Raw genomic sequence first — 22,382 nt, 5'->3', positions numbered from 1 at the left:
TTGACAAGCATGTACAACATAGTAATAGTAAGATACGGAGAAATTGCGGTTAAAGGCAAGAACAAGCCCGTATTTGAGAAGAAGCTTGTGGCAAACATCAAAAACGCCCTCAGGTCTCTTGGGAATATAAATGTATATAGAAAGCACGGCAGAATACTAATAGACGTAGAAGAGCATGACTATGAGGCTGTTATTGAGGAAGCGAAGAAGGTATTCGGAGTTTTCTCGCTGAGTCCTGCCATACTTGTAGAAAAGGATTTTGAGAAGCTTGAAGAAAAATGCCTTGAGCTGCTCAGCGAAAAGGTGGAGTTCGAGGACGTATGCACATTCAAGGTGGACTCGAAAAGGACCGATAAGAGCTTTCCGCTCAAATCGCCTGAAATCAGCAGAGAGATAGGAGCGTATTTGCTCAGCAAGCTTTCGGATAGTGTAAGCGTAGATGTAAACAATCCCGATGTTATGGTTTATGCTGAAATCAGGGAGGATTGTTATATATGTTTTACGGAGAAAATCCGTGGTTACGGCGGAATGCCGCTTGGCACCAACGGCAAGGCGCTGGTGCTGCTTTCGGGAGGAATAGACAGCCCGGTGGCCGCCTGGATGATAGCCAAAAGAGGTGTGGAGATAGAAGCCATACATTACCACAGCTATCCGTTCACCAACGAGCGGTCTCTTGAGAAGGTCAAGGATCTTGCAAGGATACTTTCAAAATACAGTGGGCCGGTGAAGTTCTACAGCGTCAATTTGCTGCCTATACAGAAAATGATAAACGAGCATTGTCCGCAGGATGAACTTACCATAATTGCGCGAAGGTTCATGATGAAGATTGCGGAAAGAGTCGCCAGACTCAAAGGCTGCAATGCACTAGTGACAGGTGAGAGCATAGGCCAGGTTGCATCCCAGACTATAAACGGCCTTGAGGTCACAGACGGGGCTGTTCAGATTCCGGTATTCAGGCCTCTTATTGCATTCGACAAGATTGAAATTATAGCCATTTCGGAAAAGATAGGCACGTACGAGACATCCATAATTCCAGAAGAAGACTGCTGTACAGTATTTCTGCCAAAACATCCTGTTACAAAGCCTAAGCTCGACAGGATTGAAAAATCAGAATCAGTACTGCCTGTTGAAGAACTTATTGAGAATGCAATTGAAAGCATGGAAGTGGAGGTGATAGGGTATGAATAAATTTATTGCCAGATGGATTGTATCAACCCTGGCCTTATTCCTGACAGCTTCTCTGCTGCAGTCGGTTGAGGTTACGGGAATAGCTGCTGCGCTTATTGCGGCGGCAGTACTTGGGATCGTAAATATGTTCCTTAAACCACTGGCTCTGATTTTGACTCTACCACTAAATATTTTGACTTTAGGTCTCTTTACACTTGTAATAAATGGATTCATGCTATATATAGCATCGGCGCTTGTACCGGGATTTGCCGTCACGGGTTTCTGGGGAGCCGTCGGAGGAGCTTTGGTGCTCAGCGTTTTCAACATGATACTAAACGGTATTTTCGATATTGAAAAATAAGGGGTTAATAAAATGATAGAAATAGGGGTTATGAACAGACTCAAGATTGACAGATTCGCGCAGCAGGGAGCATACCTTTCGGACAACAGTGATGCCAAGTCGGTGCTCCTGCCTAAAAAATTCGTACCTGAGGGTGCAAAGGAAGGCGACTTCCTGGATGTTTTCGTATACAGGGATTCCAGTGACAGGCTCATTGCCACCACCAAGACGCCAAAGGGCATGGTAGGGCAGCTTGCGTATCTGAAGGTGGTTGAGACTACAAAAATCGGGGCGTTCCTTGACTGGGGATTGGACAAGGATATACTGCTTCCCTTTACAGAGCAAAAATACAACATACAAAAGGGGAAAAGCTACCTTGTGCTTATATATCTCGACAAAAGCAAGCGCATTAGCTCCACCACAGATATATATGACTATCTGAGGACTGACAGCACTCACGAGGCCGGAGACTGGGTTGAAGGTACTGTATATAGTTTGAAAAAAGGCATGGGTGTCTTTGTGGCGGTAGAAAATACTTTCAAGGGAATGATACCGGAAAGCGAGTGCTTCGAGAAGCTTTACCCCGGAGACAAGGTGAAGGCAAGGGTGATTAGGGTAAGGGAAGACGGCAAGCTTGACCTTTCCACAAGGAAAGAGGCCTACAAGCAGATGGCAGACGACTCTGATAAGCTCATGGAGTATATAAGGGGCTGCGGCGGAGAAATCTTCATCGGCGACAAGAGCGATCCGGAAATAGTAAAGGAATATCTTGGAATGAGCAAGGCAGCCTTCAAGAGGGCAGCCGGAAGGCTTCTCAAAGAGGGAAGTATAGAAAAAACAGCTTCAGGCTATAAATTTAAAAACTAGGGAGGCAAAAATATGAATAAGAATCCAATAGTAACTTTTGAAATGGAAAGCGGCGGCAAAATTGAAATCGAGCTATATGAAAACATAGCTCCGAATACGGTCAGAAACTTCATTTCGCTTGTCGACAAGGGCTTCTACGATGGGCTGATATTCCACAGGGTAATCCCAGGCTTCATGATACAAGGAGGATGCCCTCAGGGAAGTGGCACAGGCGGACCTGGCTACACAATAAAGGGCGAGTTCAGCATGAACGGCTTCACCAACAACATGAAGCACGAAAGAGGTGTGGTTTCAATGGCGAGGGCTATGAATCCAGACTCTGCGGGTTCGCAGTTTTTCATAATGGTAGCAAAATCTCCTCATCTTGATGGTCAATATGCTGCCTTTGGCAGGGTTATAAGCGGAATGGAAGAGGCGGACAGAATTGTATCAGTAGACAGGGATTATACGGACAAGCCTAATTCGCAGCAGAAGATCAAGAAGGCGAGCGTTGAAAAATTCGGCGTTGAATACCCAGAGCCTGAAAAAATGTAATTCGAAAATTCTAATTAAAATTGGAACGGACGCGATTATTCGCGTCCGTTTTTTAGATATGACATGTTTGATTAGATGGTTTTATCGGCCAGATATGCGTTAGCATCAGTCACAAGCTCATTTATCAGTTCCTTGACTGTGACTATCTTGTCTATCCTGTATACGTTTGAGCCTGAGAAAATAAGGCCGTTGTCCACATCGCCCTTTACTGAATTGATTAGGGCCAGGGATATGCAATAAGGCGTGCTTGCAGGGTTGCAAGGCTTAAGGCAGTTCCAGCATCTACTCACAGGAATATTTGAATTTTCAAGAGATTCTATAAATTTGTTCCTGATGGCTCTGCCAGGAAGGCCTACAGGACTTTTGACAAGCTGGACATCTTCTTTCTTGGCATTGACATAAGCCATTTTGAAGTTTATATGAGCATCACATTCTTCAGTGGCTACAAATCTTGTTCCCATTTGTACGCCGGATGCTCCTAGCATTATGAACTCACCTATGTCGCTTCCGGTGAATATGCCGCCTGCGGCAATCACAGGTATCTTCTTGTTGAAAGTCTCCTCAAAAGGCTTTATCGACTCAAGTACATCCCTTACAATTTCCTTAAGGTCTGGAAGCGTCGGACTAGCAAGGTCTTCGGCTGAGAAGCCAAGATGGCCTCCGGCCTCAGGGCCTTCAACTATCACGGCGTCTGGCATGTAATCGTATTTTTTAGTCCACATCTTGGTTATGGTAGCGGCGGCTTTCCCTGAAGAAACAATGGGGATTATCTTAGTGCAGGAATTCTTCACTAGTTCTGGCAGATTTGAAGGCAGACCTGCTCCAGATATTATAACGTCGATTTTTTCCTTGACACAGGCCAATACAGCTTCCTTGTAATTGCTCGTGGCAACCATGATGTTAACTCCGAGTATTCCGTCCGGAGAAAGGCTTCTTGCCTTTTTTATCTCATTTACAAGAGCTCTTATGTTCGCTTCCTTAGGATTTATGTCAAAGTCATCTTCGCGATAACCAATTTGGACACTAGAAATAACTCCGACTGCACCCTCGTTTGCAACAGCGGCAGCCAGGCTGGCACCAGAAACTCCGACTCCCATTCCACCTTGAATTATTGGGATTTTGACTAATAAGTCACCTAATTTAAAAGGTGAAAGATTCATTAAACTGACTCCTCCTACATTGTATATTTTGATAAATTAGTAGTTGATTTTAATACTAACCTATATAGAGTATCTTACATATAATAATATGACAAAAAAGTGAATAATTCAACAAAATAAAATAAGCCAGCCCAATCTTGATGCTATTTGGACATCAGGCGGAACAAAAATTGTTGAACTGTGTTAAATTAAGTTAGGGCTAGGGTATAATTTTAAAGATTATGAAATTTGAACAAATGGACATGATTATTATGAATGGTATATAATGCAATCCAGTAATTCTGAAAGGAGAACAGTTTGGACTTGGCAGTATTGACTCTAGATAAATATGTGCAAGGAGCGTACATGTGGCTCTGGTATTACTTGGTAGCTGTTAACGCTGCAGGCATTGCAGTAATGGGAATAGACAAACAAAAGGCGAAGCGCCGGCTAAGCAGGATTAGCGAAAAGAGCATTTTCACATTGGCCGCATTAGGAGGAGCTTTGGGAGTTTGGTTAGGTATGTCGCTTTTTAGGCACAAGACAAAGCATAAGAGCTTCAGCCAGGGCATACCGGCGCTCTTGTTGCTTAATATTCTGATGGTGTATCTAATTTTCAATTTAAGATAGTTTACAGACACACAGTCGATTTGGTGTATTGACAAAAAAGAGGTGCATTTTATGGAGATGAATATCCAGAACCTTTTGGATACTACAGTATATCTGGTTGCAGTGTTTGACGGGGAAAACAAACTTATATTTTCAAATAGCACATTCAAGCAATTCTTCAACGGAGTACAGGCTGCTGATGACATACTCAAGAGATTCAAGCTGGCCAAGCGACTCATCTGGGAAGAGGACGTGGAGAATGGCGGGAAGTACAGGACTATAGTGAAATCAGATGAAAATGAAGACCACATATTCAAGTTTGAAATAAGCAGTTGCGGTGAATACAAGCTTGCAATAGGGATAAAGCTTGACTACGAAGACATAATACGGCTAGCGGAGGATATGCTCACAAAGAATTACGTGAAGATTGACGGCATGGGCGGCATAAGCATAGAAGCTAAAAACAAGGCTGCTTGCCTCGATGAAAACTTTTATGTGACAATAATGCTGAGTGACGATTTGGAAATAAAGAAAACCAGCCGCAACATAGGCGAATATTTTGCGGGCACAAACCATACAGGAATGCCGCTTGAGCAGGCTTTCGGGCCTGAGTTTGCATTTGTTGTCTCCGAAAAGATCAAGATGCTCGACGCCTTCAAATATGTAAGTTTTGACCTTATGGGCAAGCTGGTTGCCGTATCAAAGCATGATGACAAGGGCTATGTCCTGAACATATACCCTTATTCAAAGGGGGTCCACGACAAGTTTGCAGAGATACAAAGTCTTAAGGCTTCAATAAAAAGACTTGAAATGGAGCTTAGCAACAAAAATAAGCTCATAAAGATTCAAAAGATGATATTTGAAAATATCAAGACGATAGACGACATGACGAAGCTCTACAACAGGGCGCATTTTTACAGGACAATAGAAGGAGAGATAAGAAGAGCCAAAAAACTTGATTACCCGCTGTCCCTCATAATATTCAGCCTTGAAAACCTCAGAGAGATAAATCTGGCTTCTGGAACGGAGTATGGGGATGAAGCCCTCAAGGAACTTGCAAATACAATAAAATCGCTCCTTAAGAAGGATTTTGAAATGGCCTTCAGGCTCAGCTCGCATGAATTTGCTGTTATCTCTCTTAATAGCAGCCCGCAGGAGGCGTTTACGAGATTCAGGGAAGCCCAGGATGTCACCCTCGACGAAATGAAGCTGGACGTTGAATTCAGGATAATTCAAATAGACCTTGCAATGGACGCGGAGAGCATAACAGCATATATAAATGAAAACACTCATTCCATGTAGGCGTAGTTGTTATTTGGCAGCGCAGCGTTGCGAAATTTATTGACTATGGAGAGCAGCTGTGTTAATATGGTCTAAATGAATAGGAGCCTTTAATTACGGTACAGAGAGACCGGGAAGGTAATAAATGAATTGCACTGCCCGCTTGGCGGATGCATATTATTTCAGGTATAGTTATGCCTTCCCGCTTGGGAAGGCATTTTTTATTCTTTAATTTAGTTCAGAGAAGCTAAGAAGAGGAGGCGGTTTTATGTTGAAAGGTAAACACCTTATTGACTTGAACGAATTTACAACAGACGAGGTTGATGAAATATTGGGACTCGCGGAGAAGATGGTCAACAATCCTCTTGACTACTGCGAAATAGCAAAGGGCAGGATACTTGCTACGCTGTTTTTCGAACCTAGCACCAGGACAAGACTTAGCTTTGAGGCTGCAATGCTCAGGCTCGGAGGCCAGATAATAGGGTTTTCAAGCCCTGACGCATCATCAACATCAAAAGGAGAGAGCCTTTCAGACACACTGAGAACAGTAGCTGCCTATGCTGATATAATAGCAATGAGACATCCCAAGGAAGGAGCTCCAAGACTTGGTGCAAAATTCATAGATGCGCCAATAATAAATGCTGGAGACGGGGGCCATCAGCATCCGACACAGACACTTACAGACATGCTCACTATAAAGAGCATAAAAGGGACTGTTTCAGGCCTTACAATAGGCGTATGCGGCGATCTTAAATTCGGAAGAACTGTACACTCTCTAATCAAGGCATTTTCAAGATACCCGGGCAACAGATTCATACTGATATCGCCACAGGAGCTCAAAATTCCTCAGTATATAAAGACTCAGGTGCTTGAGAAGGGCAACATTGAATTCCTCGAAACTGAAAAGATAGACGAGGTCATGGGTGAGCTTGATATACTCTACATGACGAGAGTCCAAAAAGAGAGGTTCTTCAACGAGGAGGACTATATAAGGCTAAAGGACAGCTATATACTTGACAGGGACAAGATGGCCATGGCCAAGGAGGATATGATTGTGCTTCACCCGCTGCCGAGAGTCAATGAGATATCATACGAGGTTGACGAGGACGAGAGGGCCTGCTACTTTAAGCAGGTGGAGTATGGAATGTATGCCAGAATGGCGCTGATTGCCAAGCTATTGGGGGTAGATAAATAATGCTAGTAGTAGAAGGTGTTAAAAACGGTATAGTTATTGACCATATAAAGGCTGGAAAGGGGATAGAGGTTTTTAACCTTCTCAATCTGGGAGAGGCTGATTTCCATGTAGCCTTGATAATAAACGCTCACAGCAAGAGACTAGGCAAGAAGGACATGATAAAGGTTGAAAACGTCATGGATTTGAATCTGGATCTGCTGGGACTTTTCGATCCCAACATAACGATAAATGTGATAGAAAATGAAAAGGTCACTTCAAAAATAAATTTAAAGCTGCCTCAAAGGGTAAAGAATATAATAAAGTGCAAAAATCCGCGCTGCATAACGAGCGTAGAGCCGTACATCGAGAACGAGTTTGAATTGCTCGATCAGGAAAGCTGCGAATACAGATGCGTATACTGTGATGAAATTTACAAGATAGAAAAATAGGGGTGAGAAGCTTTGGAGCTGCTGATAAAAAATGCCAGGATTGTAGACCATGCTCAGGATTTCATCGGAGACATATATATCAAGGATGGAATGATAAACGAAGTCGGAAGAGACATATCAGAAAAGGAATGCAGAGTATTTGATGCCTTGGGAATTGTAGTAATGCCTGCATTCACAGATCTTCACGTCCACTTCAGGGAGCCGGGTTTTACCTACAAGGAGGACATAGAAAGCGGCAGCCGCGCCGCTGCAAGAGGCGGCTACACCACTGTAAACCTAATGGCCAATACAAATCCGCCCTGCAGCAGTATGGACATAGTTGGCCAGGTAATGGATAGGGTTGGCAACGTAGGCCTTGTAGACGCTTTTCAGTGCGTCAGCATAACAAGCGGTATGCAGGGGGATGAAATATCGCATCTGGACTCGATTTCGGAGCCGGTAAAATGCGTGTCGGATGATGGCAGGGGAGTTGCCAGCTCTGGGATTATGCTCAAGGCCATGCAAAAATGCAAAGGAAAAGGCCTTGTCATAATGTCGCATGCGGAGGACGCGAGCATATCCAGGGATGATTACAGGCTTGCCGAAAACCTTATGACTTGGAGAGATTTGCAGCTTTGCAGAGAGAGCGGAGCCCATCTTCACATGTGCCATGTAAGCACTAAGGAAGCAATAGATTATATCAAGCAGGCAAAGCTCGAAGGCCTTAGCGTCACATGCGAGGTGGCGCCGCACCACATATATGCTACAGACTCGGTTGAGTACAAGGTCAATCCGCCTCTTAGGAAGACTGAAGACGTTGACTCGCTGATAGCAGCAATAAAGCTGGGCATAGTAGATGCCATAGCTACCGACCATGCGCCTCACACAAGTGAAGACAAGGTAGCCGGTGCGCCGGGCATATCAGGCATTGAGACATCATTTTCACTGTGCTATACAAGCCTTGTGAAGAACGGGCATATTGACCTTTGCAAGCTTTCAGATATAATGTCAAAGAGACCCGCAGAAATACTCGGAATAAACAAGGGCAGAATAGGGGTAGGCTGCGAGGCCGATCTTGTGGTTGTGGACATTGAAGATTGCTATGAGATAGATCCTCAAAAATTCGCATCAAAGGGCAAGAACACTCCATTTGCAGGAGACAAGGTGTACGGCAAGGTGCTTATAACCCTCAAAGCCGGCAGGATTGTTTACGATTATAAAGACGAATAGACAGGGGCGATAAATATGATAATAGACAAGCTTTATGAGAAAGTTCAGAGCAAGGGCAATTCATGCGTGGGTCTGGACACAGACATAAGTTACATACCAAAAGGGCTAATGAGTCTGCACGCCAACTTTGAAGATGCCATATTCGAATACAACAGAAGGATAATAGACGCAACGCTTGATGTGACATCATGCTACAAGCTTCAGATTGCATATTATGAAGCATACGGAATAAAAGGGCTCATGGCCTACAAGAGAACACTAGAATATATCAAGAGCAAGGGAGCCGTGTCGATTGGCGACATAAAAAGAGGCGACATTTCAAAGACTGCCGAGATGTATGCCAAGGCGCATTTCGAGGGCGACTTCGAGACTGACTTCATAACGCTCAGCCCTTACATGGGAATGGACAGCATAGAGCCATACCTTCCATACATGAAAGAAAAGAACAAGGGTGTGTTCGTGCTGCTTAGAACTTCAAATCCGGGAGCCAAGGACATACAGTATATACAGACTCAAAGCGGCGGCAGGGTGTACGATGAAGTTGGAGATATGATAGCGAGCATGGGCAAACAGGTTATGGGAGAGTGCGGCTACAGCGCCATAGGAGCAGTAGTGGGCTGCACACACGCTGAAGAAGGCGAGAAGATAAGGTCCAGATTCAGCGACACATTCTTCCTTATACCTGGATACGGAGCTCAGGGCGGCAAGGGTGACGACGTAAAGGTATACCTAAAAGATGGCAACGGTGGAGTAGTAAACTCATCAAGAGGAATACTCTTGGCCTACAAGGGCAAAGAAGACGGGGAAAGAAGATTCGACGAGTATGCAAGGGAAGAAGTTGTAAGGATGAACATGGACCTCAGGGGGTAGCTTATGAAATCAAAATATATTGAAGCGGCAGTATACAAGAATGAGCGAATTTCAGACTGCGTGTTCAGGCTCAGCGTAAAGGGAAGCTTCGATGTGAAGCCGGGGCAGTTTTTCATGCTGAGGGCATGGGATCAGGAACCATTGCTTTCAAGGCCTATAAGCGTTCACGACGTTGACGATGAGAAAATTACGTTCCTTTACCATGTTGTAGGCAGGGGAACCCAGATCTTATCCAAGCTAAGGGAAGGCGACGATATAAGCCTCACAGGGCCTTTAGGAAACGGCTTTGACCTTGACATGCTAAAAGGAAAGGTTGCACTAGTTGGGGGCGGAATAGGCGTAGCGCCTCTTAATTACCTTTACAAGAAGCTTTCTATGAATGAAGGTGTGCAAGTCAGCTTTCATGCGGGATACAGAAGCCAGCCCTTTGGGCTTGAATGCATACAGGGTTCATGCAGCCTTCTGAATATTGCAACTGAAGACGCCTGCGTGGGCGAGAAGGGCTATATAATAGACTATTTCGAACCTAAGGACTACGACATGGTCGTGTGCTGCGGACCGGAGATAATGATGTCAAAACTGATGAAAAAATGTGAAGCAGCCGGAGTGCCGATACTAGTGTCGATGGAAAAGAAAATGGCATGCGGAATTGGAGCGTGTCTTGTATGCACGTGCAAAACAAAGGATGGAAAGAAGAGGAGCTGCGCTGACGGCCCTGTTTTCCTTGGAAGCGAGCTGATATTAAATGACTAGTGTGAATATATGTGGAGTTGAACTCAAGAATCCAGTAATCGCCGCATCAGGAACCTTCGGATTCGGCGGAGAATTTTCCGATTATTTCGATGTGTCAAGACTCGGGGGCATATCGTCAAAAGGGCTCACGCTTGCCCCGAAGCAGGGGAATGATGGCGTGAGAATGCACGAGGTCAGAAGCGGCATGATGAACAGCGTAGGACTTCAAAATCCAGGCGTAGAGGCCTTCATAAAAGACGAGCTGCCTCAGATGGAGAAAATGAATACGGCTGTAATAGCAAACCTGGGGGGCTCGACTATAGAAGACTATGTAAAAGCAGCAGCTATGCTTGACAAGAGCAGCATAGACATTCTCGAGCTCAACATATCATGTCCCAATGTAAAAGAGGGCGGAATGGCCTTTGGAATAAAATCATGCGTGGCATATGAGGTTGTGGGCGAAGTTAGGAAGGCCACGAGCAAGCCCCTCATGGTGAAGCTCTCGCCTAACGCCGAGGACATATGCGACATGGCGATAAACTGCTGCAAGGCCGGAGCTGACGCCATATCCCTTGTGAATACATTCAAGGGCATTGCAATAGACATAAAGAGCAGAAAACCTGTTTTTGAAAATATTTCAGCCGGCGTTTCAGGACCTGCTATAAAGCCAATGGCCCTGAGGATGGTGTACGAGGTTTGCGGCTGCGTAGACGTGCCGGTAGTCGGCATGGGCGGAATATCCACCTACGAGGATGCCATAGAATTCATTATGGCTGGCTCACATGCAATTCAGGTGGGAACGGCCAACTTCATAAAGCCGGACATATGTCTGGACATAATTGAGGGAATAGAAGCCTTCATGGCTAGGGAAGGCATAAAGAGTCTTGAAGAAATAAGAGGCATAATAAAATAAAGTTGCGAGGAGATAATCTAATGAATTCGACTGAAAACATGGTATTGGAAGAACTAAGGGCGTCAGAGGCTCTGCTTGAAGGACATTTCCTTTTGTCATCAGGGAAGCACAGCAACAAGTACTGCCAGTGTGCCAAGCTGCTTCAGTATCCGCAGAGAGCTGAAAAGGTAGTTGCCGTAGTAGCAGAGCAGCTCAAGGACGTTGACTTCGATATGGTGGTAGGACCGGCAATGGGCGGAATAGTTGTGGCCTACGAGCTTGCAAGGCAAGTCAAAAAGCCGGGCATATTCACTGAAAGAGTTGACGGCGAGATGGCTCTTAGAAGGGGCTTTGAAATAAAGCCGGGACAGAAGGTCATAATATCAGAAGACGTCATAACTACAGGCAAGTCATCGCTCGAGGTTGTAAAGCTGATAGAGAGCATGGGAGCGCAGGTAGTAGCTCTGTGCGCCATAGTTGACAGAACAGGCGAAGGCGCAAGCATGCCGTTTCCTGTATATAGCGCAATAAGGCTTGAATTTGAAACATACGACAGCGCAGAATGTCCAATGTGCAAGCAGGGCATAGAGTATGTAAAGCCGGGCAGCAGAAATATAAAGTAGCGGAAGGCTATAAAAATCAAAAAACGCAAAATAAAAGCAAAAAGTATGGCAATAATGCCAGCCTTTTTGCTTTTTTATTAAGAGAAAAATCATTACATTTTCAGCTCGCCAAGCATATCCCCCGAAAGTATGTCAATGAGCCTTATTGTCGAATCCTCAATGACAGCAACGGAGTGGGATGCGTCCTTGGGAAGAGAAGTGCTTCCAGGGTTAAGGACCACCAGATCTTCGTCCTTTCTAAGCTCCTTAACGTGCGTGTGGCCATAGACAAAAAGGTCAAAGCCACATCTTTTGGCGTAAGCCACCGTGTCGTCGAGCGGCTCCTTGTAACCATGGCACACCATTATCTTAATACCGCCAATATGCATAACCGTATAGGGCGACTGAATCGGATGCCTTATGACCATCTGGTCTACATCGCCGTCGCAGTTTCCTGATACAAAATAAATGTTATTAAGGGCATTGAGTGTTTCGGCAACATCCTTGGGGGAATACCCTTCAGGGAGTGGATTCCTCGGCCCGTGATATAAAATATCGCCAGCATGTAGTATGTAGTCACAGCTGCCTATGGCCTCAAGAGCTTTATTAAGGTAATGCAGGCTTCCGTGTGTGTCGCTTATTATTCCTATCCTCATGCTATGCCTCCCTACAGGAATTTTTCTTTTACCTTTGACCAGAACTCATAGTTGCGCAGCCTCAGAAGACGCACTGTTGTATCTGAAGTGGAAACTGAAATTTTTTGTATCTCTGGACACCTGAATTCGATTCCATCAGATACCAGCAAAAGCGAGCTCTCAAATTTGTCTTCAGGAGTTATCTCTATAACCGAAGTTTCAGGCAGAACTATGCTCGAAGTGAAGGATCTGTAAGCTGTCGTATTGATTGGCGCGAGCGGTGTTACCTGAATCAGATTAAGGCTTGGATCGACAATGCTTCCTCCCGCCGAATAGTTATAAGCAGTGGAGCCGCTAGGTGTTGATACTATAAGTCCGTCTCCGCTGAATTTCTCAATGAAATTTCCATTTACATTTATGTTCAGGTGAACAGTCCTGGATTTGTCGCTTTTTATCACTATCTCGTTGAGGCCCATAAGGGTTGACACGCCGTCATTATCATGCACAGTAGCCTGCAGAGGTCTTATCTTCTGTACGAAAAAGTCGCCCCTAAGATAAGCATGTATGAACTCCTCTATTTCATGGGGATGGATTTCCTGGAAAAAGCCAAGGTGGCCGGTGTTTATCCCGACTAGCTGCATCTTGGGAAAGTTATGTTTATGCAGAGTATTGAGGAATGAACCGTCCCCGCCTATGCATATAATAAGCTCCGCATCGGTGCTGAAATTGTCCGGCACGGCAAATCCGTATGACTCAAGGGTGTGCTTAAGGTCTGGCAGAAGCTCAAGAGAATACGGATGCTCATTAGTCGTTATGTTTATTATTCTTTTCATTGCCGCACCTCCCTTTCTGTATGAATATCGTATGATTAATTATAACATAAAACGGAATTAAGTTTATAAATATCGCAAAGCAAATATTTTGTTGGAAAAAAGTTAAAACTATGCGAAAATATTATATGAAAAACATTCGGAGGATGGTGCAGTTTGATTAACAAGGAAAAACAAAGGCATAACCTTATAACCTATACATGTACAGAAAAGGGCATTACCTTAAGAGAGGTGCTCGAAGGCAGGCTTAGCATGTCCTCAAGATTCATAGCGGGCCTTAAGCGGGAAAAAAACGTATACGTAAACAAAAAGGCCAGAAAGTTCGATTACATGCTCGAGGAGGGCGACACGGTAGAAATACGAATAAACGAGGAGCCAAGCGAATTCGAGCCTCAGGACATTGGCCTTAAGGTGGTATACGAGGATTTCGACATACTGGTTGTAGACAAGCCTCCCTTCATGGTGGTTCATCCCACAAAGAGCCATGACGAGGCGACTCTTGCAAATGCGGCCGCGCATTACTTTAAAAGCAGGAACGAGAAGATGAAAATACGGTTTGTCAACAGGCTCGACATGAATACCTCGGGACTTGTAGTGATTGCAAAGAACCCATATGCACATCACATTATTTCTGAAGACATGGCAAAGGACCATGTTGCCAAAAAATATATTACGGTTGTAAAAGGAATACCGGAAAACGAAGAGGGAACTATAGACATACCGATATACAGGCCGACGGAGGACAGTATAAAAAGAACAGCAGACAGCAGAGGTCAAAGCGCAGTGACACACTACAGGGTAAAGGAGAAGCTTCAGAACGCGGCGCTGCTTGAGGTCAGAATCGAAACGGGCAGGACGCACCAGATAAGGGTTCATCTAAGCCATATAGGTCATCCGATAATAGGTGACGAGCTATACGGATATGTTGATGAGAGCCTTATAAAAAGACAGGCGCTTCACGCCTGCGGATTGGAACTGCTGCAGCCAAGGCTTAGGGATAAAATAGAGCTGCAAGCCGGCATACCTGACGATTTTGTCAGCTTGATTGAAAAACTGCAAGCAAAATAAAAAAAAGAGAGGACTCGCATCCTCTCTTTTTTATTTTGCTTGCAATTACATATGCTCTTCTATATAGTCGCAGATTTGCTTTATAGTCTTGAAGTTTTCAGCATCTTCATCAGGAACTTCGATGTCAAACTCGTCTTCAATAGCCATAACTATTTCAACAGCGTCAAGCGAGTCAGCCTCAAGATCTTCGATAAGCGAAGTCTGCATTCCTATATCATCAACTTCATCAATTCCTAATTGATCTGCAACAATATTTCTCACTTTTTCAAATATCATAAGTATATAACCTCCACGAATTTTTCTTTGATTTTTCATATAGTAGTTTAATATACGAGAGGACATTTTTCAATATGTAAATGAAATAAATAATTAAAATATTAGCTATGCAATTTATGTTATAATTATTAAAGCATACTTTGTGACAACGATTGCAGCAGATGCTTGCAGGGCATTTTATATGGGTATTTAAATTGAGATGGATTAATCCAAATATATAAAAATAAAGTGAGGGGAAATTATGGCCATTACAATAAAAGATGTTGCAAAAAGAGCGGGAGTGTCGATATCGACAGTATCTCGCGTTATAAATAACTCCAAACCGGTAAGCAGTGACATAAGACAACGGGTAATGGCTGTCATTGAAGAAACTGGCTATGTTCCAAATACCGTTGCGAGAAGCCTTGTAACCAAGAAAAGTCAGATAATAGGCGTGATAGTGCCCGATATGTCCAACATATTCATAGGGGAGCTTCTCAACGGCATAGAGGAAGTCGGCAAGATGTATGGCTATGACATACTGCTTTGCAACAGCTACGGTGGAGCAGATGAAGAACTAAGGTACATAAATCTTCTGCAGTCAAAGCAGGTGGCAGGGATAATATTCGTATCATGGAGAATCGATGACAAGCATGTTCAGACAATAAAAAATACGGGCCTTCCGTGCGTATACATAAGTAAGAATGCGAAGGATTTTGATGTCTATTCAGTAGGAATAGATTACTATAAGGCAGCATATGACATGACAAACTACCTTCTGGCAAGAGGCCACAAGAGCATAGCATTCCTAAGAAGCAGGTTTGAATACACCAATGAGGAGTCCGACAGATTCAATGCATTCAAAAATGCTCTTGCTGAGCACGGGCTAGAGATGGATTATGACATGGTTAAAGCTGGACATATAACAAGTGAAGCAGGCTACAACATGATGTGTGAAATACTCGATTCTGGGAACCGTCCTGACGCTGTTTTTACAACAAATGATGAGATAGCGGCTGGAGCTATAAACTGCATACTCGACAGAGGCCTAAGGGTACCGGAGGACATATCGGTGGCAGGCTTTGACGATACACGGGTGGCCATGCTTGTAAGACCTACGATTACAACGATAAGGCAGCCGATATATGACATAGGCGCGGTGTCCATAAGGATGATTATTAAGATGATAAAGAAAGAAGCTGTTGACACTAAGGTGGTCGACCTTCCATACGAGTTAGTAGAGAGAAAAAGCGTAAAGTAAGCAGCATTCGAGGTGAACGTTTTGGTTCAGGAGTATAAAACCTTGCACGGACGCGGCGAGGATGAGATAGAAATAGAAAAATCAGTTTTCATAGGCTACTCAGCGCCCGTGTCTTCGGAGGATGAAGCCGCGATTTTCGTAGACAGCATAAGGCAAAGGCACAAGGAGGCCACTCACAATGTGTGGGCCTATATAATAGGTATGAATATGGAGATACAAAGATACAGCGACGATGGCGAGCCCAAGGGCACGGCAGGCATACCTGTACTTGAGGTTATGAAGAAGGAAGAACTCAGAAACATAGCAGTCGTGGTCACCAGGTATTACGGAGGCACTAAGCTTGGAGCAGGAGGCCTTGTAAGGGCTTATACAAAGGGAGCAAAGATAGCCTTGGACTCTGGCCGCATAGTCACAAAAAGACTCTACAGAAAGCTGTTTATAGGTTTGGACTACCACATGCTGGGCAAGCTTCAAAACGAGTTTTCAAACAGGGGATACATAATTAAAGATATTGAATACGCAGAAAACGTCAGACTGACTGTATACGCGCCCGATGAGCAGCTGGAGAGCATAAAAAAGCTTGCGATTGACATTACAAGCGCAGCGGCTCAGCTTGAAGAGGGAGAACAATTCTATATTTCACACGACGAGAGTGGAGCTGTCATATTAGACTAGGACCAATTTACTTGTGCTAGGAGGATATTTCATGGGGAAAACAGAGCAGAATAAAAGCCAAATGCTGGAGATGAAAAAATGGGCTGTAGTGGGCGTCACTCAGGACGAGTCAAGATATGGCTACAAAATTTACAAGCTCATGAAATCAAAAGGATACAGCGTATACGGCGTAAACCCAAAGTATAGTGAAGTTGACGGAGACAAGGTTTACGGTTCGCTCAGGGAGCTGCCTGAAAGCATAGAGTGCGTGGATGTAATAGTGAATCCGGGGGTGGCCCTGAGGCTGCTGGACGAAATCAGCGAGCTTGGAATAAAGAATGTGTGGTTCCAGCCGGGCGCTTATGATGAGAGCGTCTTGGAAAAGGCGGTAGGGCTGGGACTCGACATAGTGTATGACTATTGCGTATATGCCGAGCTTTTAAAATAGTAAGGAGTGAAAAATATGCTTACAGTTGAACAAAAAATTGAAAAAACAGTAGATTGGCTAAGAGCAAAGGTTGAGGAGTCAAGGACGAGTGGTATTCTTGTGGGGCTTTCAGGAGGAATAGACTCGGCTGTAGTAGCATTCCTTATAAAAAGGGCTTTTCCTAACGACTCCATGGGAGTTATAATGCCAATAAAAAGCAGCGAGACAGACAGGTTGCATGCGCTTGAACTTGTGGAAAGCTGTGGCATAGACCATATGGAGGTAGATCTTACAGATATCCAGGATTCAGTCATGGGGACGGTGTTTGAAAAGCTCCAGGACATGGGAAAATACAAGGAACAAAACGGCAGGATTGCCGATGCGAATCTAAGAGCCAGACTGAGGATGAGCACGCTTTATACGGTTGCCAACAACCTCAACTATCTTGTTGCTGGAACTGACAATGCGGCGGAGGTATACACCGGGTATTTCACAAAGTACGGTGACGGAGGCGTTGACATATTGCCAATCTCCAACCTGCTCAAGCGGGAAGTATATGAATGGGCTAGAGTACTCGGCGTGCCATCTAGCATAATAGAAAAGGCGCCTTCTGCAGGACTGTGGGAAGGACAAACCGACGAAAATGAGATGGGCACAACATACGACATGATAGACGACCTGCTTGAAGGGAAAGAGATTCCCCAAAAGGACAGAGAAATCATAGAAAGGCTTCATGCCAGGTCTGAGCACAAGAGGAACATGCCTCCAAAGCCTCCTGTCTTTTAGATATATTTACTGAATCGTATTTTCGTGATAAAATTACTATGTTTTAAAATAATTGCAATTAAATGCCAAATATTTGAATAAGTGTCTGTACAAACAAGTAAGGAGTGGAATGATGGGACGTATTGGAAACATAGTGCAAAGAAAAGGCAAGCAGGATGCAAAAAGAGCTCAGATATTCACAAAATACGCAAGACTTATATCTGTAGCAGCAAGGGAAGGCGGAGCGGATCCTGAATACAATTTTGCTCTCAAGAACGCAATAGAAAAGGCAAAAGAAATGAACATGCCTAACGACAACATAGACAGAGCCATCAAGAAGGGCTCAGGCTCTTCAGAGGGCGAAAACTATGAAACGGTAGTGTATGAAGGGTACGGACCGGGCGGAGTGGCCGTAATAATAGAAACTCTTACCGACAACAAAAACAGGACTGCAGGCAACGTGAGATACTATCTTGACAAGAACGGCGGCAACCTCGGAACCAGCGGCTGCGTAAGCTTCATGTTTGACAGAAAGGGCCAGATAATAATAGAGGCGGCAGATGGAGTTTCAGAGGACGACATCATGGAGATTGCTCTTGAGGCAGGCGCGGAGGATGTAATATCTGAAGAGGACGGCTTTGTTGTACTTACTTCTCCGGAGGATTTCCCGGCTGTAAAAGAAGCACTTGCCAAGGCTGGATATGCTCTAATTGACGCCGATGTAAAAATGCTTCCTCAGACAATGGCCAAACTTGAGGGTGACAGCATCACTAAGATGGAGAAGATGCTTGACATGCTCGAGGATGATGATGACGTGCAACATGTGCACCACAACTGGGAGCAGGAGTAGTCATTCTTCGGCAGTTTTCAAATTTTTGATTACAGCTGGTTTATCATGGTATATAATGGTTAACACATAAAACACATCCTTGAAAAAAAAGGGTGTGTTTTTTATATGAAAATAATCGCAATAAAGGATGTGAGTGTAGTGATGTCAATGGGCCTTATAGTCTTGATAGTTATTGTAATTGTTGCTGTAGCGGTTTATTTGGCGCAAGGAGGAGATTAGGAAATGGCTAATTATAAAACAAAGAAAATATGGCGAATGAATTGATTAAAAATATAAAACGGATATCAAATAGCAATATAATTAATGAAAAATGCGAAAACTACTAATAATATGCATGTAAATATATTGAGAACGGTGTTAATATTATCGAAGATGAACAATGACATGAAATCATTTTAAACAAAACATAAAGGGAGGGCATGTATTATGAAATCTTCGAGTTTACAGCGCGCTGAAATTGAAAGGATTTACGGAAAGATAAGCCCATTTGAGCTGAAGGACAAGCTCATAAGTCTGGCAGAAGCATCAAAGGAAAGCGGCACACATTCGCTGCTGGATGCAGGAAGGGGAAACCCAAACTGGACTGCCGCAACACCAAGGGAAGCATTTTTCACATTCGGGCAATTTGCGGTGGAAGAAACGCGCAGAACATGGAATGAGGCTGACCTGGCCGGAATGCCGCAAAGAAATGGAATAGCAGACAGATTCTATAAATATATAGAAAAAAACAGCGCCGCTCCGGGAGCTCAGCTGCTTAAGGGAATAATAGATTATGGAATATACGAGAAGGGCTTCGAGCCTGACGCATGGGTGCATGAGCTTGCTGACGGCATAATAGGGGACAACTATCCTGTTCCGGACAGAATGCTTGTGCATGTAGAAAAGATAGTGCACGACTACCTGATGCAGGAGATGTGCTACAACAGGCACCACAAGGGCAAATTCAGCATATTTGCAGTCGAGGGAGCAACAGCTGCAATGTGCTATATATTCGATACGCTAATAGCAAACAACATACTCTCGCAGCGTGACAAAGTAGCTATAATGACGCCTATATTCACTCCATACCTTGAAATACCTCACCTGCCACGTTACAATTTCGAGGTTGTGGAACTCTTTGCAAGCGAGACCGACGAAAACGGGGAGCATACATGGCAGTATCCTCAGTCTGAAATAGACAAGCTTAAGGATCCGTCGATAAAGGCGCTCTTTATAGTGAACCCTAGCAACCCTCCGTCCATAGCAATAAGGCCGCAGACAATAGCTCAACTTTCTGAGGTCATAAAGAGCCACAATCCTGACCTGATGATAATATCTGATGATGTCTATGGCACATTTGTGGATGATTTCCATTCTCTTATGGCAGACATCCCATACAACACAATAGGTGTGTATTCATATTCGAAGTATTTCGGTGTCACAGGTTGGAGACTGGGCACGATTGCTCTTTACGAGGACAACGTATTTGACAAGCTACTCAGAGACCTTGATGACGACAAGAAGGAGAGGGCAAGAAGGAGATATTCGGCGCTCTCGACAAATCCTCATGAGATAAAGTTCATAGACAGGATTGTGGCGGACAGCAGGCAGGTGGCGCTAAACCACACGGCCGGACTTTCCACGCCGCAGCAGGTCCAAATGGCCTTCTTCTCGGCATTTGCGCTTCTTGACAAGGATAACAGCTATAAGAACCTTACAAAGGGAATATGCCGCCGCAGACAGAAGCTGCTTTTTGACGGTCTGGGAATGGATGTAAGAAAAGATGGCTTTGATGCTGCATACTACACTCAGTTTGATCTGCTTCAATGGGCAGAGCAACATTACGGAGAAGGTTTTGCCGGCTATCTCGAGAAAAACTACAAGCCTTATGACCTGCTGCTGATGCTGGCGGAAGAATCATCTATAGTGCTGCTGAGCGGAGGCGGCTTCCACGGACCTGAATGGTCTATTAGAATATCGCTTGCCAACCTAAGCGACGAGTCTTATTCAAAAATAGGAGAGGTGCTTCGCAGGATACTTGAAAGACTTGTCGATTCATGGAAGAATGGGATAAAATAAATGCTCTATACAAAAAGGACCATACGGTCCTTTTTTATTTTGCGGCTATATATTATAATTATATAGAATATATGTTTGGAGGGCGCCATGTACAATTACATAAAGGGCAGAGTTGAAGATGTAGGTGAAGGTTTTGTAGTTTTAGAAAGCAGTGGAATAGGTTATAATATAAATGCCACTTTCGGCACAATATCAAGGCTATCTTTGGGTGATGACGCAAAACTGCATGTAAAGCTTATAGTAAGGGAAGATGAGATGAGCATATACGGTTTTGCTACAAGGGATGAAAAAGACATGTTCGAGCTGCTTATAGGCGTTTCGAGCATAGGGCCAAGGTCGGCTATAAACATACTCTCTTTTCCGGAGGCAGGCAACATTGCGGGGTATATAATGAATGCCGATATAAAGTCGCTCTCAAAATTTCCCGGCGTAGGCAAAAAAACAGCGGAGAGGATAGTGCTAGAGCTCAGGGACAAACTGAAAAAGCGCGGATGGAACGCCCAAGAATGCGATTCGACTGAAATTACTGGTTCGGGAGAGCTGGACGAGACCGTTCAGGCGCTTGCAGCTCTTGGATACAGTGAGAGCGAAGCCAGGGCCGCAGCGACAAAAGCGGCAGAAACAGCCCAGGGCACTCAGGAGCTTATTAAACTGTCGTTCAAATATCTTGCTAGATAGAAAGAGGTATTGCAATGCTCAATTATGACAATAGGATGATAACTACAGGTCTTAAACCTGAAGATTTCGATATGGAGAACAGTCTTAGGCCGAAAACCCTGAGTGATTATCTGGGGCAGGAGAAGGTCAAGCAGCAGCTTGACATATTCATACAGGCGGCAAAGCACAGAAGCGAGCAGCTTGACCATGTTCTGCTATACGGTCCGCCGGGGCTGGGCAAGACTACGCTTTCCAATATAATAGCAAGCGAGATGGGAGTATCCATAAAGATAACCTCGGGACCTGCAATAGAAAAGGCCGGCGACCTTGCTGCAGTGCTTTCAGGACTTTCTGAAAATGATGTGCTTTTCATAGACGAGATACACAGAATCAACAGAAGCATAGAGGAAGTGCTCTATCCCGCCATGGAAGACTTTTGCATAGACATAATGATAGGCAAAGGGCCTTCGGCAAAATCGATAAGGCTCGATTTGCCTAAATTCACGCTGATAGGGGCCACTACAAGGGCCGGCATGCTCACATCGCCCCTGCGTGATCGCTTCGGAGTCATATGCAAGTTGGACATATATAGCGAGGAGGAGCTCTGCGGCATAATTAAAAGGTCTGCAGGCATACTTGGAGTAGAAATAGATGAAAGCGGTACGGCAGAGATTTCAAGGAGGTCAAGGGGAACACCAAGGCTTGCCAACAGGCTTCTAAAGAGAGTCAGGGACTATGCACAGGTTGTAAGAGACGGACACATAGACGAGGAAACAGCAAAAGAGGCTCTAGAGTTGCTTGAAATAGACAGGCTGGGACTTGACGATATTGACAAGAGAGTTGTACTTGCAATAATACAAAAATTCGACGGAGGTCCAGTGGGTCTGGATACAGTAGCGGCGGCTGTGAACGAGGACAGAAACACAATAGAAGACGTCATAGAGCCATATCTGATTCAAAAAGGTCTTCTTACAAGAGGGCCGCGGGGACGGAGTGTTACCAGAAATGCATACGAGCATTTTAACATAAAGGCCAAATAGGAATTTAAATCTGCACG

General features: G+C 44.4%; 26 protein-coding genes. 22 read left to right on the top strand and 4 right to left on the bottom strand.

What is annotated here, in order from left to right:
- Positions 1 to 9: 9 nt before the first annotated feature.
- The 4 genes from thiI to GT589_RS08550 are packed head-to-tail and all read left to right on the top strand — an operon-like array spanning position 10 to position 2,908.
- The gene (thiI, locus tag GT589_RS08565; protein WP_293398252.1) at positions 10 to 1,188 is read left to right on the top strand and encodes a tRNA uracil 4-sulfurtransferase ThiI; all 1,179 of its coding nucleotides are present in this window, start codon (positions 10 to 12) and stop codon (positions 1,186 to 1,188) included.
- The gene (locus tag GT589_RS08560; protein ID WP_293398251.1) at positions 1,181 to 1,528 is read left to right on the top strand and encodes a phage holin family protein; all 348 of its coding nucleotides are present in this window, start codon (positions 1,181 to 1,183) and stop codon (positions 1,526 to 1,528) included. The genes thiI and GT589_RS08560 overlap by 8 nt, the downstream gene beginning before the upstream one ends.
- A 12-nt stretch (positions 1,529 to 1,540) precedes the next feature.
- Complete coding sequence (locus GT589_RS08555) at positions 1,541 to 2,374, top strand: CvfB family protein (RefSeq protein WP_293398250.1); 834 nt, start codon at positions 1,541 to 1,543, stop codon at positions 2,372 to 2,374.
- Positions 2,375 to 2,386: 12 nt separating this feature from the next.
- Complete coding sequence (locus GT589_RS08550; protein WP_293398249.1) at positions 2,387 to 2,908, top strand: peptidylprolyl isomerase; 522 nt, start codon at positions 2,387 to 2,389, stop codon at positions 2,906 to 2,908.
- A gap of 71 nt (positions 2,909 to 2,979) precedes the next feature.
- Here GT589_RS08550 and GT589_RS08545 read toward each other — a convergent pair whose 3' ends face one another.
- Positions 2,980 to 4,068 carry an NAD(P)H-dependent flavin oxidoreductase gene (locus tag GT589_RS08545; RefSeq protein WP_293398248.1) on the bottom strand — a complete coding sequence of 363 codons (1,089 nt, stop codon included), beginning with the start codon at positions 4,066 to 4,068 and terminating at the stop codon, positions 2,980 to 2,982.
- A gap of 297 nt (positions 4,069 to 4,365) precedes the next feature.
- Here GT589_RS08545 and GT589_RS08540 point away from each other — a divergent pair, with 297 nt between their 5' ends.
- The 9 genes from GT589_RS08540 to pyrE all read left to right on the top strand — a co-directional run bounded on the left by GT589_RS08540 (position 4,366) and on the right by pyrE (position 11,886).
- Complete coding sequence (locus tag GT589_RS08540; protein ID WP_293398247.1) at positions 4,366 to 4,677, top strand: DUF1294 domain-containing protein; 312 nt, start codon at positions 4,366 to 4,368, stop codon at positions 4,675 to 4,677.
- A gap of 51 nt (positions 4,678 to 4,728) precedes the next feature.
- Positions 4,729 to 5,958 carry a GGDEF domain-containing protein gene (locus GT589_RS08535; protein WP_293398246.1) on the top strand — a complete coding sequence of 410 codons (1,230 nt, stop codon included), beginning with the start codon at positions 4,729 to 4,731 and terminating at the stop codon, positions 5,956 to 5,958.
- A 247-nt stretch (positions 5,959 to 6,205) separates the two neighbouring features.
- The gene (pyrB, locus tag GT589_RS08530; RefSeq protein WP_293398245.1) at positions 6,206 to 7,132 is read left to right on the top strand and encodes an aspartate carbamoyltransferase; all 927 of its coding nucleotides are present in this window, start codon (positions 6,206 to 6,208) and stop codon (positions 7,130 to 7,132) included.
- Positions 7,132 to 7,560 (top strand): aspartate carbamoyltransferase regulatory subunit, encoded by a 429-nt coding sequence (locus tag GT589_RS08525; protein ID WP_293398244.1) that lies wholly within the window; start codon positions 7,132 to 7,134, stop codon positions 7,558 to 7,560. The genes pyrB and GT589_RS08525 overlap by 1 nt, the downstream gene beginning before the upstream one ends.
- 12 nt (positions 7,561 to 7,572) lie before the next feature.
- Positions 7,573 to 8,769 (top strand): dihydroorotase, encoded by a 1,197-nt coding sequence (locus tag GT589_RS08520; protein ID WP_293398243.1) that lies wholly within the window; start codon positions 7,573 to 7,575, stop codon positions 8,767 to 8,769.
- A gap of 15 nt (positions 8,770 to 8,784) precedes the next feature.
- Positions 8,785 to 9,639 (top strand): orotidine-5'-phosphate decarboxylase, encoded by an 855-nt coding sequence (gene pyrF / locus GT589_RS08515; RefSeq protein WP_293398242.1) that lies wholly within the window; start codon positions 8,785 to 8,787, stop codon positions 9,637 to 9,639.
- Between the two features lie 3 nt (positions 9,640 to 9,642).
- Positions 9,643 to 10,392 (top strand): dihydroorotate dehydrogenase electron transfer subunit, encoded by a 750-nt coding sequence (locus GT589_RS08510; protein WP_293398241.1) that lies wholly within the window; start codon positions 9,643 to 9,645, stop codon positions 10,390 to 10,392.
- Positions 10,385 to 11,284 (top strand): dihydroorotate dehydrogenase, encoded by a 900-nt coding sequence (locus GT589_RS08505; RefSeq protein WP_293398240.1) that lies wholly within the window; start codon positions 10,385 to 10,387, stop codon positions 11,282 to 11,284. Before GT589_RS08510 ends, GT589_RS08505 begins: the two co-directional genes overlap by 8 nt.
- A 20-nt stretch (positions 11,285 to 11,304) precedes the next feature.
- Positions 11,305 to 11,886: an orotate phosphoribosyltransferase gene (gene pyrE / locus GT589_RS08500; protein WP_293398239.1), complete on the top strand. Its 582-nt coding sequence runs from the start codon at positions 11,305 to 11,307 to the stop codon at positions 11,884 to 11,886.
- 92 nt (positions 11,887 to 11,978) lie between these two features.
- Here pyrE and yfcE read toward each other — a convergent pair whose 3' ends face one another.
- Entirely contained in the window at positions 11,979 to 12,521 is a 543-nt protein-coding gene (gene yfcE, locus GT589_RS08495; RefSeq protein ID WP_293398238.1) for a phosphodiesterase, read from the bottom strand.
- A gap of 11 nt (positions 12,522 to 12,532) precedes the next feature.
- Complete coding sequence (locus GT589_RS08490) at positions 12,533 to 13,333, bottom strand: NAD(+)/NADH kinase (RefSeq protein WP_293398237.1); 801 nt, start codon at positions 13,331 to 13,333, stop codon at positions 12,533 to 12,535.
- Positions 13,334 to 13,486: 153 nt separating this feature from the next.
- Here GT589_RS08490 and GT589_RS08485 point away from each other — a divergent pair, with 153 nt between their 5' ends.
- Positions 13,487 to 14,398 (top strand): RluA family pseudouridine synthase, encoded by a 912-nt coding sequence (locus GT589_RS08485; RefSeq protein ID WP_293398236.1) that lies wholly within the window; start codon positions 13,487 to 13,489, stop codon positions 14,396 to 14,398.
- A 45-nt stretch (positions 14,399 to 14,443) separates the two neighbouring features.
- On the opposite strand, the gene acpP is transcribed toward GT589_RS08485, so the two are convergent.
- Positions 14,444 to 14,674, bottom strand: coding sequence for an acyl carrier protein (acpP, locus tag GT589_RS08480; protein WP_330582894.1), 231 nt, complete (start codon positions 14,672 to 14,674; stop codon positions 14,444 to 14,446).
- Positions 14,675 to 14,915: 241 nt separating this feature from the next.
- Here acpP and GT589_RS08475 point away from each other — a divergent pair, with 241 nt between their 5' ends.
- From GT589_RS08475 to ruvB, 8 genes are all read left to right on the top strand, one after another.
- Complete coding sequence (locus GT589_RS08475; protein WP_293398235.1) at positions 14,916 to 15,914, top strand: LacI family DNA-binding transcriptional regulator; 999 nt, start codon at positions 14,916 to 14,918, stop codon at positions 15,912 to 15,914.
- Positions 15,915 to 15,926: 12 nt separating this feature from the next.
- Complete coding sequence (locus tag GT589_RS08470; protein WP_293398234.1) at positions 15,927 to 16,589, top strand: YigZ family protein; 663 nt, start codon at positions 15,927 to 15,929, stop codon at positions 16,587 to 16,589.
- Between the two features lie 31 nt (positions 16,590 to 16,620).
- Positions 16,621 to 17,016: a CoA-binding protein gene (locus tag GT589_RS08465; protein ID WP_293398233.1), complete on the top strand. Its 396-nt coding sequence runs from the start codon at positions 16,621 to 16,623 to the stop codon at positions 17,014 to 17,016.
- Between the two features lie 15 nt (positions 17,017 to 17,031).
- On the top strand, positions 17,032 to 17,781 hold the full coding sequence (gene nadE / locus GT589_RS08460) for an NAD(+) synthase (RefSeq protein WP_293398232.1): 750 nt from the start codon (positions 17,032 to 17,034) through the stop codon (positions 17,779 to 17,781).
- 112 nt (positions 17,782 to 17,893) lie between these two features.
- Positions 17,894 to 18,610: a YebC/PmpR family DNA-binding transcriptional regulator gene (locus GT589_RS08455; protein ID WP_293398231.1), complete on the top strand. Its 717-nt coding sequence runs from the start codon at positions 17,894 to 17,896 to the stop codon at positions 18,608 to 18,610.
- A gap of 426 nt (positions 18,611 to 19,036) precedes the next feature.
- The gene (aspD, locus tag GT589_RS08450; protein WP_293398230.1) at positions 19,037 to 20,668 is read left to right on the top strand and encodes an aspartate 4-decarboxylase; all 1,632 of its coding nucleotides are present in this window, start codon (positions 19,037 to 19,039) and stop codon (positions 20,666 to 20,668) included.
- A gap of 87 nt (positions 20,669 to 20,755) precedes the next feature.
- Positions 20,756 to 21,346 (top strand): Holliday junction branch migration protein RuvA, encoded by a 591-nt coding sequence (ruvA, locus tag GT589_RS08445; protein ID WP_293398229.1) that lies wholly within the window; start codon positions 20,756 to 20,758, stop codon positions 21,344 to 21,346.
- Between the two features lie 14 nt (positions 21,347 to 21,360).
- Complete coding sequence (gene ruvB, locus GT589_RS08440; protein ID WP_293398228.1) at positions 21,361 to 22,365, top strand: Holliday junction branch migration DNA helicase RuvB; 1,005 nt, start codon at positions 21,361 to 21,363, stop codon at positions 22,363 to 22,365.
- Positions 22,366 to 22,382: the final 17 nt, after the last annotated feature.

This window comes from Peptoclostridium sp. (assembly GCF_009881055.1).
Classification (GTDB): Bacteria; Bacillota; Clostridia; order Peptostreptococcales; family Peptostreptococcaceae; genus Peptoclostridium_A.
Note: the sequence above shows the minus strand (reverse complement) of the source record. Positions and strands in the feature narration are given on the sequence as shown.

What these genes read in the sequence shown, in the direction of transcription:
- thiI (WP_293398252.1), top strand. Translation starts at nt 10, where the DNA reads ATGTACAACATAGTAATAGTAAGATACGGAGAAATTGCGGTTAAAGGC.
- GT589_RS08560 (WP_293398251.1), top strand. Translation starts at nt 1,181, where the DNA reads ATGAATAAATTTATTGCCAGATGGATTGTATCAACCCTGGCCTTATTC.
- GT589_RS08555 (WP_293398250.1), top strand. Translation starts at nt 1,541, where the DNA reads ATGATAGAAATAGGGGTTATGAACAGACTCAAGATTGACAGATTCGCG.
- GT589_RS08550 (WP_293398249.1), top strand. Translation starts at nt 2,387, where the DNA reads ATGAATAAGAATCCAATAGTAACTTTTGAAATGGAAAGCGGCGGCAAA.
- GT589_RS08545 (WP_293398248.1), bottom strand. Translation starts at nt 4,068, where the DNA reads ATGAATCTTTCACCTTTTAAATTAGGTGACTTATTAGTCAAAATCCCA.
- GT589_RS08535 (WP_293398246.1), top strand. Translation starts at nt 4,729, where the DNA reads ATGGAGATGAATATCCAGAACCTTTTGGATACTACAGTATATCTGGTT.
- pyrB (WP_293398245.1), top strand. Translation starts at nt 6,206, where the DNA reads ATGTTGAAAGGTAAACACCTTATTGACTTGAACGAATTTACAACAGAC.
- GT589_RS08525 (WP_293398244.1), top strand. Translation starts at nt 7,132, where the DNA reads ATGCTAGTAGTAGAAGGTGTTAAAAACGGTATAGTTATTGACCATATA.
- pyrF (WP_293398242.1), top strand. Translation starts at nt 8,785, where the DNA reads ATGATAATAGACAAGCTTTATGAGAAAGTTCAGAGCAAGGGCAATTCA.
- GT589_RS08510 (WP_293398241.1), top strand. Translation starts at nt 9,643, where the DNA reads ATGAAATCAAAATATATTGAAGCGGCAGTATACAAGAATGAGCGAATT.
- GT589_RS08505 (WP_293398240.1), top strand. Translation starts at nt 10,385, where the DNA reads ATGACTAGTGTGAATATATGTGGAGTTGAACTCAAGAATCCAGTAATC.
- pyrE (WP_293398239.1), top strand. Translation starts at nt 11,305, where the DNA reads ATGAATTCGACTGAAAACATGGTATTGGAAGAACTAAGGGCGTCAGAG.
- yfcE (WP_293398238.1), bottom strand. Translation starts at nt 12,521, where the DNA reads ATGAGGATAGGAATAATAAGCGACACACACGGAAGCCTGCATTACCTT.
- GT589_RS08490 (WP_293398237.1), bottom strand. Translation starts at nt 13,333, where the DNA reads ATGAAAAGAATAATAAACATAACGACTAATGAGCATCCGTATTCTCTT.
- acpP (WP_330582894.1), bottom strand. Translation starts at nt 14,674, where the DNA reads ATGATATTTGAAAAAGTGAGAAATATTGTTGCAGATCAATTAGGAATT.
- GT589_RS08475 (WP_293398235.1), top strand. Translation starts at nt 14,916, where the DNA reads ATGGCCATTACAATAAAAGATGTTGCAAAAAGAGCGGGAGTGTCGATA.
- GT589_RS08465 (WP_293398233.1), top strand. Translation starts at nt 16,621, where the DNA reads ATGGGGAAAACAGAGCAGAATAAAAGCCAAATGCTGGAGATGAAAAAA.
- nadE (WP_293398232.1), top strand. Translation starts at nt 17,032, where the DNA reads ATGCTTACAGTTGAACAAAAAATTGAAAAAACAGTAGATTGGCTAAGA.
- GT589_RS08455 (WP_293398231.1), top strand. Translation starts at nt 17,894, where the DNA reads ATGGGACGTATTGGAAACATAGTGCAAAGAAAAGGCAAGCAGGATGCA.
- aspD (WP_293398230.1), top strand. Translation starts at nt 19,037, where the DNA reads ATGAAATCTTCGAGTTTACAGCGCGCTGAAATTGAAAGGATTTACGGA.
- ruvA (WP_293398229.1), top strand. Translation starts at nt 20,756, where the DNA reads ATGTACAATTACATAAAGGGCAGAGTTGAAGATGTAGGTGAAGGTTTT.
- ruvB (WP_293398228.1), top strand. Translation starts at nt 21,361, where the DNA reads ATGCTCAATTATGACAATAGGATGATAACTACAGGTCTTAAACCTGAA.